Raw genomic sequence first — 14,029 nt, 5'->3', positions numbered from 1 at the left:
GACCGGCCTTCTCGCTACATGTGGCTATTTGACGGTTTTGAGGATGTTCGTGGTGGCTTTCTTCAGCGCCTTAGCGGACGGCTTGCTCGACAGGCGCACCTTCTCCGCCGCCGTCAGCGCCTTGGTGCCGTTCGTGCCGTGCGCCCAGTTGAGCCAGGCCGTCAGCAGCGCGCCGTCCAGCTTCGCCTTGCCGCTGCTCGTCCCCTTGATCACCCGGTACGCCTTGCCCAGCGACGACGCCTTGGTCAGCTCGGGGAACACCTTGCTCGACTTCGCGATCAGCTTCAGGTAGCAGGTCAGCGTCTCGTCGGACAGCTTGCCGCTGCTGCGGTGCAGCTCCACGGCCCACTTCTTGGCGCTGAGCTTCTTGGCCCCGTTGTGGGCCGCGGTGCCCCGCGTGCACACGGCCGCCGCCGGCGCCGCGGGCGTCGCCGTCTGCGTCACGGTCACCGTGACCGTCACCGTCGGCAGCGGTACGGGACTGGGCGGCGTCGAGGGCTGGTCACCCGGCTCCTCCGGCTGCGGCGTGGGGCCGCTGCTGTCGGTCGGGTTCGGCTCCAGCTCGCCGGGCGGAGGCTCGGGCGCCGGGCTCTGGGAGACGGGCGGCTGCGTGGTGGCCCCCGTGATGGCCGCCGCCAGGTCCAGGCGCGGCGTGCTGACCTGGGCGCCGGCGGCCTCGTACACGTACGGGCGGCCGGTGGTCTTCAGCTTCTCGATCAGCTCGGTCATCGGCGTGCCGGGGTTGGCCTCGCGCATCAGCGCCAGCGCGCCCGCCACGTGCGGGGTGGACATCGAGGTGCCGCTGTAGGCGGTCGTCGCGTCGTCCGGCACCGCCGAGGTGATGTCCACGCCCGGCGCGAACAGGTCCAGCAGCGGCCCCCGGTTCGAGAAGTCGGCGATGCGGTCCTCGTTGTCGTTCGCGCCGACCGCCACCGCCGTCGAGACGCAGGCCGGGTGCGCCACGCCCTCGTAGTACTCGTTGCCCGCCGCCACCACCGTCGCGATGTTCTTGGCCAGCAGGGCGTCGATCGTCTCCTTGAAGACGGCGCCCTCCGGCTCGGTGTCGCAGCTCGTGTCGTACAGCCAGCCGCCCAGGCTCAGGTTCACCGCGGCGATGGGCCTGGCGACGTTCAGATCCCGTACGTACTCAAGAGCCCGGCGCAGCGACGACTCGTACGCCATGAGGCAGGCCGCCTCGCCGCACAGGTCCTCGTCGTTGATCCGGCTGAACACCTGCACCGCCACGATGCCCGCGCCCGGTGCGACGCCGCCGGTGCCGGCCGCGATGCCCGCGACGTGCGAGCCGTGGTCGCACATGTTCACCGAGCCCAGCAGGCACTTCGGCGTGGTCGCCGAGGCCGCGTCGCCGTCGAGCTGCTCCGTCGCGCCACTCGGGCAGAGCGACTCGACGCCCGCGTCCTCGGTCGCCGAGAAGCACGCCTGCGCCAGGATCCGGCCCTGGAACCAGGGGTGGTCCACGTCGATGCCGGTGTCGATGACCGCCACGGCCTGGTTCGCGCCGGTGTTGCCGCCCTGGTGCACCTGGTCGGCGCCGATCAGCGAGAGGTTCGGGGTGACCTCGGCCGGGCTGTAGAGGCGGTCGCGGTGGATGGAGGAGACGCGCGGGTCCGCGGCCAGCTTGGCCAGCTCCGCGGCGGTGCCCTCGACCACCATGAACGACTGGTCCTGCGGCTGGAGCAGCACGTCCACGCTCTCGGCTGCGGCCTGCGTGGCCACGGGGGCGTGCTGGGCCGGGTCGGTCAGCTCGACGATGGCCCGCTCGGTGCCGCCGTCGACGCCTAAGCCCTCCTCGACCTTCTCCTCAGGAGTCCTGGGCGTCTCCTGCGGCGGCGGAGGCGTCTCCTCAGGGGCCGGCTGCTGCTCCGGGGGCGGCTGGGTGGCCGGCGGGGTGCCGGGCGGGGTGACCGGCTGGGTGACGCCCGGGGTGGGCGCCGGCGTCGGATCGGCGTACGCCGGGCCCGCGAGCGGCAGCAGGGCCAGCGCGATCGAGGTCACGAACAAGGGGCGGAATCGCACGCGTCCTCCGAGAGGGGATGATCTCGGAGTTTAGGGTGAATTTCCGGGCAGGCACAGGCCCCCGCCCCGCTTTCTCACCGAACTTTCAGCAGCTGCCCCTCAATCGTCCAGCCGGCTGCCCGGGTGCGTGAGCCAGACCGCGCCGAGCGGCGGCACCCGCAGCGTCGTCGAGTACGGCAGCCCGTGCCACGGCTCGTCCCCGGCCTCGACCAGCCCCATGTTGCCCACGCCGCTGCCCCAGTAGTCGTAGGCGTCGGTGTTGACCATCTCCGTCCACTGCCCCGCGTACGGGAGCCCCAGCCGGTAGTTCTCGTGCGGCCCGCCACTGAAGTTGACCACGCACGCCACCGCCGACCCGTCGTTCGCATAGCGGACGAACGAGAACGTGTTGCCCAAGGCGTCGTCGGCGTCGATCCACCGGAACCCCTCCGGCCTGGAGTCCTGCTCCCACAGCGCGGGGGTCTCGCGGTAGATCCTGTTGAGGTCGCGGACCAGCCGCTGCACGCCCTGGTGCCCGTCGAACTCCAGCACCCACCAGTCGAGCCCGCGGCTCTCCGACCACTCCGAGCCCTGACCGAACTCGCCGCCCATGAACAGCAGCTGCTTGCCCGGATGCGCCCACATGAACGCCAGCAGCGCCCGCAGCTGCGCGAACCGCTGCCACTCGTCGCCGGGCATCTTCCCCAGCAGGGAGCCCTTGCCGTGCACGACCTCGTCGTGGGAGAGCGGCAGCACGTAGTTCTCGGAGTAGGCGTACAGCAGCGAGAACGTCATCTTGTGGTGGTGGTACTGGCGGAAGATCGGCTCGTGGCGCAGGTATTCGAGCGTGTCGTGCATCCAGCCCATGTTCCACTTGAAGCCGAAGCCCAGCCCGCCCAGGTGCACCGGCCGCGAGACCCCCGGCCAGGCCGTCGACTCCTCCGCCACGGTGGAGATGCCGGGCGCCTCGCGGTAGCAGACCGCGTTCATCTCCTTGAGGAACTCGACCGCGTCGAGGTTCTCCCTGCCGCCGTAGACGTTCGGCGTCCACTCGCCCTCGCGGCGCGAGTAGTCGAGGTAGAGCATCGAGGCCACCGCGTCCACCCGCAGGCCGTCGATGTGGAACTCCTTCAGCCAGAACAGCGCGTTGGCCACCAGGAAGTTGCGCACCTCCCTGCGGCCGAAGTCGAAGACGTACGTGCCCCAGTCGGGGTGCTCGCCCCTGGCCGGGTCGGCGTGCTCGTACAGCGGGGTGCCGTCGAAGCGGGCCAGCGCCCAGTCGTCCATCGGGAAGTGCGCGGGCACCCAGTCGAGCAGCACGCCGATGCCGCGCTGGTGCATGCGGTCCACGAAGTGGCGGAACTCGTCGGGCGTGCCGAACCTGGCCGTCGGAGCGTAGTAGGAGGTCACCTGGTAGCCCCACGAGCCGCCGAACGGGTGCTCGGCCACCGGCAGCAGCTCCACGTGGGTGAAGCCCAGGTCGGCGGCGTACTCGGAGAGCTGGTCGGCCAGCTCCACGTACGACAGTCCGGGCCGCCACGACCCCAGGTGCACCTCGTAGATGCTCATCGGCCCCGTCTGCGGCTGCTGCTCGCGCCGCTCGACCATCCAGGCGTCGTCCTGCCAGCTGTAGTCGGACTTGTCGATCACCGAGGCGGTCATCGGCGGCACCTCGGTGCGCCGCGCCATCGGGTCGGCCTTGTCCCGCCACACGCCGTCGGCGCCCAGGATCTGGTACTTGTACCGCTGCCCGGCCCCGAGCCCCGGCACGAACAGCTCCCAGACCCCTGAACGGCCGAGCGAGCGCATGGGGTAGGCGGTGCCGTCCCAGTGGTTGAAGTCGCCGACCACCCTGATGCCGCGCGCGTTGGGCGCCCAGACGGCGAACGCGGTGCCCTCGACGTCCTCGTGCTCCATCACACGGGCGCCGAGCGCCTCCCACAGCCGCTCGTGCCGTCCTTCGCCGATGAGGTGCAGGTCCACCTCGCCGAGCGTCGGCCAGTGCCGGTAGGGGTCGAGCATCTCGATCGGCTCGCAGCCCTGATACTTCACGCTCAACGTGTACGCGGGCACTTTGTCCAGCCCCGGCACGGTGACCTCGAACACGCCGTGGGCCTGGTGTTTCATGTCGTGGGCAGAGCCGTCCTCGAACACCACGCGCACCCGCTCGGCGAGTGGACGCAGCGCACGGAACACCACCCCGCCGCTGACGGGGTGCGCTCCGAGCACGGAGTGCGGGTCGTGGTGCGCGCCGCCCGCGAGGCGGTCGAGCTCTGTCCTCATCGGCATGCTCCCAACACTGCCCTATGATGACCGTTCCTCCCAGGCACTGCCCGCTTTCACCCTGACAATCACTGCAAGTGCGAAAAACAGGGGTTGTTCTTGGGTTTAGACAAAAGGTGCATCAGGGACGCTTTCCGGCGTTGCTCGCTAAACGGTGTCTTCCAGGGGGAGAGCGGCGCCCGCCGCCAGGGCGGTCGCGAACGCCTCCCGCCCCAGCGCCGTACGGACGGCCGCCGTGATCCGGTCCACGTCACCGCGCTCGCCCTTCGGCAGCGGCGCACCCACCGACTCCCTGAGCGCGGCGGCCCGGCCGAGCAGCCGCGCCGCCTCCTCAGGACGGCCGCCGAGTGCCCGCGCGCCCGCCAGCCCCTCCAGGGCGAGCGCCGCCGCCCTCGGGTCGCCGACCTTGCGGGCCATCGCCAGGCCCTGGAGCTGCAGGTCGAGGGCGGCCGCCGGATCGCCGCGCTGCTCGGCCACGAAACCCAGCTCGGCCAGGATCAGCGCCGCCCCAGGATCACCCGCCACGTCCGCGACCCAGCCCAGCCAGGCACGCAACCGCCGCTCCGCCTCGTCCAGCCGGCCCTGCCTGCGCGCGCTCAACGCCAGCCCCAGCTCGGCGAACTCCTCGGCGGGCTGGTTCGACTGCGCCACCGCCAGCCGCCTGGCCCGCTCGTGGTGGTCGTCCGCCCGCGCGTGGTCGCCGGTCAGCAGCGCGACCCGGCCCAGCCTGGACAGCGCGTCCGGCACCGTGCTCCACAGGCCCAGCTCCTCCGCCAGCCCCAGCACCTCGGTGCGCAGCGCCGCCGCCCGCTCGTAGTCGCCGGTGATCTCGGCCAGCGTCCCCAGGTTCTCCGCCGCCCGCAGCTCACCCCACCGGTCCCCGGCCGCCCTGAACATCGCCAGCCCACGCTCGGCGTGATCACGTGCGGTGCCGAGCTCGCCCAGCAGGCCGGCGTGCCGCCCGAGCACCGTCAGCGCGGCAGCGGTGCCCCACTCGTCGCCCAGCTCGCCGAACTCCGCCAGCGCCGCCCGCATGAGGCCCACGCTCGCCGACAGATCGTCGTACCCGTACAGGGCGTGCCCGACGAACCACCGCACCCGCGCCCGCCGCCCCCGATCGGCGATCTCCTCGAACCGCAGGCGATCCACCGGCACGAGCCTGCCCGCCAGCAGCGTCACCCCCGCCAGCCACGCTCCGGCCTCCGCCGCGCCGGAGCCGTCCGTGCCCAGGGACGTGCCCAGGGACGTGCCCAGGGACGTGCCCAGGGACGTGCCCAGGGACAGGGCCGACTCCAGGGCGCGCCTTGCCTCGCCGAGCCGGCCGCGCAGCACCCAGTACCAGGCCAGGGAGTTGACCAGGCGCAGCGCCTCGGCCGCCGCCCGCGTCCTGACCGCCGTCTCCAGCGCCGCCCGCAGGTTCGCGCCCTCGGCGTCGAGGCGGGCCAGCGCCTCCCGCTGGCCGTGGCCGCGCAGGTGCGGCTCCAGCCGTTCGGCCAGGGCGGCGTAATGGCGTACGTGCCGCAGCCGCACCTCCTCCAGCTCCCCGGCCGCCTCCAGCCGCTCCACGCAGTACGCCGCCACCGACTCCAGCAGCCGGTACCGCGCCTCGTGAGGCGCCGTCCTGACCACGAGCGAGCGGTCCACCAGGCGGGCCAGGAGGTCGAGCACGTCGAGGCCGGGTTCGGCGCAGACGTCCTCGGCCGCCTCCAGCGTGCAGCCGTCGGCGTGCACGGCCAGGCGGCGCAGCACCACCCGCTCCGCGTCCGTCAGCAGCTCCCAGCTCCAGTCGATCATCGCCCGCAGCGTGCGCTGCCTGGCCGGCGCGTCGCGCATCCCGGAGGCGAGCACCCTGAACCGGTCGTCGAGCCGCTCCACGAGCTGCCTGGGCGTCAGCGTGCGCATCCGCGTGGCGGCCAGCTCCAGCGCGAGCGGGATCCCGTCCAGCCGCGCACAGATCTCCATCACGTGGGGATCGGGGGCGACCGAGGCGCGGGCGGTGAAGAGGGCGACCGCCGCGTCCAGGTCCAGCGGGGGCACGGCGTAGATCGCCTCGCCCTCGATGCGCAGCGGCTCCTGACCGGTGGCCAGCACCCGTAGGCCGGGCGCGGCCCGCAGCAGGCGGGCGCTCAGCTCGGCGACCTGCTCGATCACGTGCTCACAGTTGTCCAGCACCAGCAGCGCGCGCCGCCCGGCGAGGGCAGCGGGCAGCCGGTCCGGAAGCCTGCCTGGGGTGTCGTCGCGTAGGCCGAGGACGTCGGCGACGGCCTCCGCCACCTCGATCACCCGTGCTCCCGGCCGGAGTGCGGCCAGTTCGACGAGCCAGACGCCGTCGAAGGCGGTTTCGTGTTGAGCGGCGGCCAGGGCGAGGCGGGTCTTGCCGACGCCTCCGGGGCCGGTGAGGGTGACGAGCCGGTGATCGCGGAGGAGAGCGCGCACCTCGGACACCGCCGTGTCCCGTCCGACCAGGGGAGTGAGGGGAGCGGGGAGGTTCGTCCTGGGCCGCGCCTCGGGTGGCGGCGCGCCCGGTCGCACGGCGGTCGCACCTCGGGCGGGCGCGTTCGTGAGTGTCGGGTCCTGGCGGAGGACGGCTTGGTGGAGGGCCGCCAGGTCAGGGCTGGGGTCCAGGCCCAGTTCGTCCTTGAGCCGACGGCGGAGGTCCTGGTAGGCGTCCAGCGCCTCGGTGGGGCGGCCGGCGCCGTAGAGGGCGCGCATGTGCGCGGCGCGCAGACGTTCGCGCAGCGGATGGGCGGTGATGAGGTCGGGGAGATCGGCGGCGACCAGCGCGTGCTCGCCCAGCCCGAGACGGGTCTCGGCCAGCTCCTCGTACGCCACCAGCCGCTGCTCGTCGAGCCTGGCCACGGCGGCGACGGCGAAGGGCACGTCGGCGAACTCGGCGTAGGCCGGGCCCCGCCACAACCCGAGCGCCTCACGGAGCACGGCGGCGCGCTCGTCCAGGGCGGCGGTGTGCCGGGCGCGCCGCAGCAGCGACTCGAACAGGGCGGCGTCCACGGACGCGGGCTCGACGCGCAGCGCGTACCCGGGCGGCCGGTACGCCACCAGCTCCCGATCACCCAGTGCCCGGCGCAGCTGGGACACCTTGACCCGCAGCGCGGCGGACGCGTCGGCGGGCGGCCGCTCGCCCCAGAGGTCCTCGACGAGCCGGCCGGCGGAGACGGTACGCCCAGGGTCGACCAGCAGCCTGGCCAGCAGCGCGCGGACCTTGACCTCGGGCACCCGCACCGCACGCCCGTCCGCCGACCACACCGCGAGCGGCCCCAGCACCCCGAACCGCATCCGAAGAACCCCCATAACCAACTCAGAACCCGACCATAACCGCCCACCAGCAGCCTGGATCCCGACGCAACATCCTCATTCAGAAGGAACACCGAAATGTCGGAAAATATCTCCGTCCTGGGCCTCGGCCTCATGGGAACCGCGCTCGCCAAGAGCCTGCTCGCCGCCGGCCACCAGGTCACGGTCTGGAACCGTACGCCCGCCAAGGCCGACCCCCTCGTGGCCGAGGGCGCGAAGCAGGCGGCCACCCCGGCGGCGGCGGTGGCGGCGAGCGAGCTGGTCATAGCCTGCCTGCTCGACAGCCGGTCCGTCACCGCCACGCTGGAGGGCGCCGAGCTGCGGGGCCGGGTCATCGCGAACCTCACCACCAGCCGCCCCGTCGAGGCCCGCGAGATCGCCGCCCTGGTGACCGAGCGCGGCGGCGACCACCTGGCCGGCGGCATCATGGCCATCCCTCAGATGATCGCCACGCCGGGCGCCCTCATCCTCTACAGCGGCTCCAAGGCCGCCTATGACCGCTACGAGCAGGCGCTGTCCGCCATGGCCCGCCCCCAGTACACGGGCGCGGACCCCGCGATGGCGCCGCTGCTCGACCTCGCGATGCTGACCGGCATGTACGGCCAGATGGCCGGCTTCCTGGAGGCCGCCGCCCTGGTGCGCTCGGCGGGCTACCCGCTGCGGGACTTCACCTCCGGCCTGCTGGTCCCGTGGCTGAACGCGATGGCCGCCCAGCAACCGGCGTGGGCGGAGAAGATGGAGTCGGGCGACCACGGCACCGACGTCTCCAACCTGGAGATCAACAGGTCAGGCGTGGCGAACCTGGTGCGCGCGTTCCACGAGCAGGGCGTGCGGCCCGACCTGCTGCTGCCGATGCAGGAGATCCTGGAGCGCCGCGTGGCGCGCGGCCTGGCGCACGAGGGCCTGTCGGGGCTGGTCGAGGAGCTGGTCTCGGACTGACGGCGGTCTCGGATTACGGCGGTCTCGGATTACGGCGGTCTCGGATTACGGCGGTCTCGGATTACGGCGGTCTCGGGCTACGGCGGTCTCGGGCTACGGCGGTCACGCCGCGCGCGGGCGGAAGGCGGCCAGGGGGATCGGCATCCAGGCGGGGCGGTTGCGGGCCTCGTACACGACCTCGTACACCGCCTTGGACAGCTCGAACGCCCGCAGCAGCGCCGCGTCGGCGGCGTTGATGACGCCGCCGCCCTCGGTGTAGCCGTCGAGGAAGGCGGCGCGGTTGCGGTCGGCCCACTCCTGCGCCCGGGGCTCCAGCCGCTCGGCCTCGGAGTGGCCGAGCAGCAGGTGCCGGGCCGCGTAGTCGAACGAGCGCAGCATGCCGGCCACGTCCCGCAGCGGCGAGGAGAGGGCGCGGCGCTCGGCGAGCGGCTGTCCTGGTTCGCCCTCGAAGTCAAGGATCACCCAGTCCGTCGGGGTGCGCATGACCTGTCCGAGATGGAAGTCTCCGTGAACCCGTTGCACGGGCACCTCGGTGGTGAGTAGTTCCACCTGATGGTAGGCGGCCTCAATGGCGCTCACATGCGGCCGCAGCTCGGGCACCTCGGCCACGGCCCGCCCGAGCCGCCGCCTGAGCCCCTCGGCCATGCGCTTGACCTCGTGGATCTCGACGATGCTGGTGGGGAAGGCGGCGGCCAGCTCGTGGTGGACGCGCGCGGTGGCGATCCCCAGCCGCAGCGCCTCGGCCGCGAAGTCGCCGCCCGCCTCGCCGGCCGGCACCTCGGGCAGTGAGGCGTACAGGTCGCGCACGCTGGCCAGGGCGAGGTCCCAGCCGTCGTTGGCGGGGGTGAGGAACTCCTGCATGATCGCGAGCGTGGTGTCCGTGCCGTCGAGGTCGGCCTCGATCCACCCGTACGGCTGCGCGATGTGCGGCGCGTTCCTGTCCGCGAGCGCGGTGATGATCTCCAGCTCGGGGTTGACGCCGGGGATGAGCCGCCGGAAGAGCTTGCAGATGTACGCGTCCCCGAACACCAGCGAGGTGTTGGACTGCTCGGCCCCCAGCACGAGGCTGCGCGGCGAGGTGTCCACGGTGTGCCCGGGCACGTGCCGCATGCGCAGGCCGTTGCGGGTCCCGTCGGCCGCCATGCCTTCGAGCAGCACGTGCATCAGGTCGCTGTCGTGGACCGCGTCATAGAGGTAGGTGGCGTCCTGGGTGCCGATGAGGGCGTGGGAGAGCCGCTCCGGCAGGTCGTCACGCTCGCCCAGCAGCAGCTGGTAGCGGTCGCGCGAGCCGTCCTGCCAGACGGCCACGATGAGGTGCCGCAGCCCGGCGGCGAGCTCGACGTCCGCGTCGATCGACAGGTCGTCGATCGGGCGCCCCTTGCCGCCGAACCAACGCTGACGGCTGATCCATGCGGCAAGGAGCTCATCAAGCACGCTCTACTCCTCCTGGGTGACGGCCGGCGGGAGTGTGAACCAATAGAACCCATGCCCGGGAAGCGTCAAAAGATACGGAAGCTCGCCAATTGCCGGGAATGGAACGCCGCCCATGGTCTCCACGGGCGACACGCCGACGAACCTGCGCAGGTCGAGCTCCACCGGCTGCGGGAAGCGTGACAGGTTGTTCACACACAGCATCCGGTCGTCGCCCAGCTCCCGGACGAACGCCAGCACGCTGGGGTTGGAGGAGTTGAGCTCGGCGTAGCCGCCCAGCCCGAAGACCGGATGGCGCTTGCGGATCTCGATCATGCGGCGGGTCCAGTGCAGCAGCGAGCCCGCGTTCTTCTGCTGGGCCTCGACGTTGATGGCCTGGTAGCCGTAGATCGGGTCCATGATGACCGGCAGGTAGAGCCGGCCGGGGTCGCAGTCGGAGAAGCCGGCGTTGCGGTCGGGGTCCCACTGCATGGGGGTGCGCACGCCGTCGCGGTCGCCGAGCCAGATGTTGTCGCCCATGCCGATCTCGTCGCCGTAGTAGAGCACGGGGGAGCCGGGCAGCGACAGCAGCAGCGCGGTGAACAGCTCGATCTGGTTGCGGTCGTTCTCCAGCAGAGGGGCCAGGCGGCGGCGGATGCCGACGTTCGCCCGCATGCGGGGGTCTTTGGCGTACTCGGTGTACATGTAGTCGCGTTCTTCGTCCGTGACCATTTCGAGGGTGAGCTCGTCGTGGTTGCGGAGGAAGATCCCCCATTGGCAGTTTTCCGGAATTTTCGGTGTTTGGGCCAAAATTTCGGAAATGGGGAAGCGGGATTCCCTGCGGACGGCCATGAAGATTCGGGGCATCAGCGGGAAATGGAAGGCCATGTGGCATTCGTCCCCGCCGCCGACCGGGTCGCCGAAGTACTCCACCACGTCCGACGGCCACTGGTTGGCCTCGGCGAGCAGCACGCGGTCGGGGTAGATGCGGTCCACCTCGGCCCGCACCTGCTTGAGGTACTGGTGGGTCTTCGGCAGGTTCTCGCAGTTGGTGCCCTCCTCCTCGAAGAGGTACGGCACCGCGTCCAGCCGGAACCCGTCGATGCCCAGGTCCAGCCAGAAGCGCAGAACCTCCAGCATCGCCTTCTGCACGTCCGGGTTGTCGTAGTTGAGGTCGGGCTGGTGGTGGAAGAACCGGTGCCAGTAGTACTGGCCGCGTACGGGGTCGTACGTCCAGTTCGACGTCTCGGTGTCGATGAAGATGATCCGGGCGTCCTGGTACTTCTCATCCGTGTCGGACCAGACGTAGAAGTCCCCGTACGGCCCCTCGGGGTCGTGCCGGGACGCCTGGAACCAGGGATGGGCGTCGCTGGTGTGGTTCATGACCAGGTCGGCGATGACCCGCATGCCGCGTTTGTGCGCCTCATCAACCAGTCGTACGAAGTCCCCGAGATCGCCGAACTCGGGCAGGATCTTCATGAAGTCCGAGATGTCGTAACCGCCGTCACGCAGCGGCGAGTCGTAGAGCGGCAGCAGCCAGAGGCAGTCGACGCCCAGCCATTGCAGGTAGTCGAGCTTGCTGATGAGGCCCCTGATGTCGCCGGTCCCGTCGCCGTTGGAGTCGGAGAAACCCCGGATCAGGACCTCGTAGAAGACCGCGCGCTTGTACCAATGGGGATCGCGCGGTTTTTCCTCGTCAAAGGTGTTGGGAATGGGTGTGGAGCTCATGAGCCGCCTCGCAGAGGGCTCATGAGGGAGGCGCTTTCACACACGTCGAAGACTCCCCGCTGAATTCAGTTTCTTACCGTGGCGCGGCTCGTACGGTCAGAATGTGGGCAGGCTGGATGTGGGGGTCGAGGCGTACATAGTTGCTCTGCCGCCAGCGGTACGACTCGCCTGACAACTCGTCGTCGACGACGAACTCGGCGTTCCAGTCGAGCCCGAGTGCAGGCAGGTCGAGTTCTACAGTCGCCTCGTGGGTGTGATGTGGATCGAGGTTGATGACCGCCAGAACGACGTCGCCCAGCCCGTGCCTTCGTGTGGCCGTGTCATAGGCGCCCGGGAGCCGTTTGGAGAAGCAAACGATGTCCGGTTGGTCGACCCTGTGGAACCGTAGATTACGCAATTCCTGCAGTGCCGGATGCGCTCTTCGGAACAAATTCAGGTGAGTGATGAAGGGGGCGAGGGTCCGTCCTTCGCGTTCGGCCGCAGCCCAATCGCGCGGTTTGTACTGATATTTTTCGCTATCCAGGTATTCCTCGCTACCGGGCCGAACCGGCACGTTTTCGAAGAGTTCGTAACCGGAGTAGACGCCCCAGGTCGGCGATGCCAGCGCGGCCAGCACCGCCCTGATCTTGAATGCGGGGACACCGCCGTGTTGCAGGTATTCGTGCAGGATGTCGGGAGTGTTGACGAACAGGTTCGGACGCAGGTAGGCCGAGGTCTCCTTGGCCAGCTCGGTCAGGTAGGTCTCAACATCCCACTTGCTGTTCTTCCAGGTGTAATAGGTATAGGACTGGTGGTAACCGGTCTTCGCCAGCGTACGCATCATCGCCGGCCGCGTGAACGCCTCAGAGAGGAAGATCACATCGGGGTCGGTGCGATGCACGTCGGCCAGCAGCCGCTCCCAGAACGCCACCGGCTTGGTGTGCGGGTTGTCCACCCGGAAGATCCGCACCCCGTGGTCCATCCAGTGCCGCAGCACCCGCTTGACCTCGTTGTAGATCCCCTCGGGGTCCTTGTCGAAGTTGATCGGGTAGATGTCCTGGTATTTCTTGGGCGGGTTCTCGGCGTACGCGATCGACCCGTCGGCCCTGATCGTGAACCACTCCGGGTGCTCCTTGACCCAGGGATGGTCGGGCGAGCACTGCAGCGCGAAGTCCAGCGCCACCTCCATGCCCAGGGCCCTCGTCCGCTCCACGAACTCCTCGAAGTCCTCGATCGTGCCCAGGTCGGGGTGGATCGCGTCGTGGCCGCCGTCCTCGGAGCCGATCGCCCACGGCGAGCCAGGCTCGTCGGGCTCGGGGCTCAGCGTGTTGTTGCGCCCTTTGCGGAACGTGGTGCCGATCGGGTGGATGGGCGGCAGATAGACGACGTCGAAGCCCATCTTGGCGATCGCGGGCAGCCGCTTGGCGGCCGTCTGGAACGTGCCGGACTTCGACACGCCGTTCTGGTCGACCACCGCCCCCTCTGACCTGGGGAAGAACTCGTACCAGGAGCCGTAGAGCGCGCGGCGGCGATCCACTCTCACCTTGTGCGACTTCGACCTGGTCACCAGCTCGCGGAGCGGATGCGCCTCCAGCAGCGCGGCCGTCTCGGGGAGCTGGGCGATGGACAGCCTGGCCCGCGGGTCGAGGTTGTCGTCACGCAGCGTGGCGGAGATCGACAGCAGGGCGGCGCGGTGGCCGCACGCGCTGTCGCCGTTGCCGTTCCCGTTCTGGCGCTGCCTGGTGGTCCTGGTGCCCTCGGCGTTGGGGCAGTCGGCCGGGCGTACGGCCTTGGCCGCCCGCTCGAACAGCCGGGCGCCCTCCTCGCACATCAGGTCGACGTCCATGCCGCGCGGGATCTTGATCTCCGCGTCGTGCAGCCAGGTCGTGATCGGGTCGCTCCACGCCTCCACGCGGAACAGCCAGTCGCCCTCGGCGGGCAGGCACACCTCGACGGCCCAGCGGTCGGTGCCGGGCGCCAGCTCGCGCATCGGTCTCAGGCGCCCGCGCTGTCCGTCGGGCGCGGTGAGCACCACGCCCGCCGCGACGGCGTCGTGGCCCTCTCTGAACACGGTCGCCGAGACCTCGAAGGTCTCGCCGGCGACCGCCTTGGCGGGCCACTGCCCGCAGTCGACGACGGGGGAGATGTCCGTGATGGGAATTCGTCCGATCATCGCATTCAAGGGTTTGCGGCGGTACTCCCGGTACCGCCGGAGGCTTTCCCTGGCAGGAACGATCCTTGCATGTAAATTGTGGACAGCAGCGGATAGACCTCCCCGGACTGTGTGCGGGAAGGCCCAACAACCTGGAAAGTTGCCCCAATAGTCCCTCTTCATGCTTGTTCCCGGAAGGGGTTTGAACGG

At 70.4% G+C, this 14,029-nt stretch carries 7 protein-coding genes; 1 reads left to right on the top strand and 6 read right to left on the bottom strand.

Features of this window, described 5'->3' with window-relative positions:
- Window positions 1-24 precede the first annotated feature (24 nt).
- The 3 genes from ACFFR3_RS49110 to ACFFR3_RS49100 form a co-directional block, all read right to left on the bottom strand.
- Complete coding sequence (locus ACFFR3_RS49110; RefSeq protein WP_379485452.1) at window positions 25-2,037, bottom strand: S8 family peptidase; 2,013 nt, start codon at window positions 2,035-2,037, stop codon at window positions 25-27.
- A 99-nt stretch (window positions 2,038-2,136) separates the two neighbouring features.
- Complete coding sequence (glgB, locus tag ACFFR3_RS49105) at window positions 2,137-4,299, bottom strand: 1,4-alpha-glucan branching protein GlgB (protein ID WP_364376598.1); 2,163 nt, start codon at window positions 4,297-4,299, stop codon at window positions 2,137-2,139.
- Between the two features lie 147 nt (window positions 4,300-4,446).
- Window positions 4,447-7,593, bottom strand: a complete 3,147-nt coding sequence (locus ACFFR3_RS49100) for an AfsR/SARP family transcriptional regulator (RefSeq protein WP_379485451.1) — start codon at window positions 7,591-7,593, stop codon at window positions 4,447-4,449.
- Between the two features lie 96 nt (window positions 7,594-7,689).
- Between ACFFR3_RS49100 and ACFFR3_RS49095 the strand changes: the two genes are divergently transcribed.
- A complete protein-coding gene (locus tag ACFFR3_RS49095) occupies window positions 7,690-8,550 on the top strand; it encodes an NAD(P)-dependent oxidoreductase (protein WP_379485450.1) in 861 nt (286 codons plus the stop codon).
- 102 nt (window positions 8,551-8,652) lie between these two features.
- On the opposite strand, the gene ACFFR3_RS49090 is transcribed toward ACFFR3_RS49095, so the two are convergent.
- From ACFFR3_RS49090 to ACFFR3_RS49080, 3 genes are all read right to left on the bottom strand, one after another.
- Entirely contained in the window at window positions 8,653-9,984 is a 1,332-nt protein-coding gene (locus ACFFR3_RS49090) for a maltokinase N-terminal cap-like domain-containing protein (protein WP_364376589.1), read from the bottom strand.
- Window positions 9,985-9,987: 3 nt separating this feature from the next.
- Complete coding sequence (gene treS / locus ACFFR3_RS49085) at window positions 9,988-11,688, bottom strand: maltose alpha-D-glucosyltransferase (RefSeq protein WP_364376586.1); 1,701 nt, start codon at window positions 11,686-11,688, stop codon at window positions 9,988-9,990.
- 73 nt (window positions 11,689-11,761) lie between these two features.
- Window positions 11,762-13,840, bottom strand: coding sequence for an alpha-1,4-glucan--maltose-1-phosphate maltosyltransferase (locus ACFFR3_RS49080; protein ID WP_364376583.1), 2,079 nt, complete (start codon window positions 13,838-13,840; stop codon window positions 11,762-11,764).
- Between the last annotated feature and the right edge of the window lie 189 nt (window positions 13,841-14,029).

This window comes from Nonomuraea salmonea, from assembly GCF_042428605.1.
Classification (GTDB): domain Bacteria; phylum Actinomycetota; class Actinomycetes; order Streptosporangiales; family Streptosporangiaceae; genus Nonomuraea; species Nonomuraea salmonea.
The sequence above is the reverse complement of the archived record's forward strand: the minus strand, read 5'-3'. Positions and strand labels throughout refer to the sequence as shown.

Coding starts and splice junctions, on each gene's coding strand:
- glgB (WP_364376598.1), bottom strand. CDS start 4,299: ATGAGGACAGAGCTCGACCGCCTCGCGGGCGGCGCGCACCACGACCCG.
- ACFFR3_RS49100 (WP_379485451.1), bottom strand. CDS start 7,593: ATGCGGTTCGGGGTGCTGGGGCCGCTCGCGGTGTGGTCGGCGGACGGG.
- ACFFR3_RS49095 (WP_379485450.1), top strand. CDS start 7,690: ATGTCGGAAAATATCTCCGTCCTGGGCCTCGGCCTCATGGGAACCGCG.
- treS (WP_364376586.1), bottom strand. CDS start 11,688: ATGAGCTCCACACCCATTCCCAACACCTTTGACGAGGAAAAACCGCGC.
- ACFFR3_RS49080 (WP_364376583.1), bottom strand. CDS start 13,840: ATGATCGGACGAATTCCCATCACGGACATCTCCCCCGTCGTCGACTGC.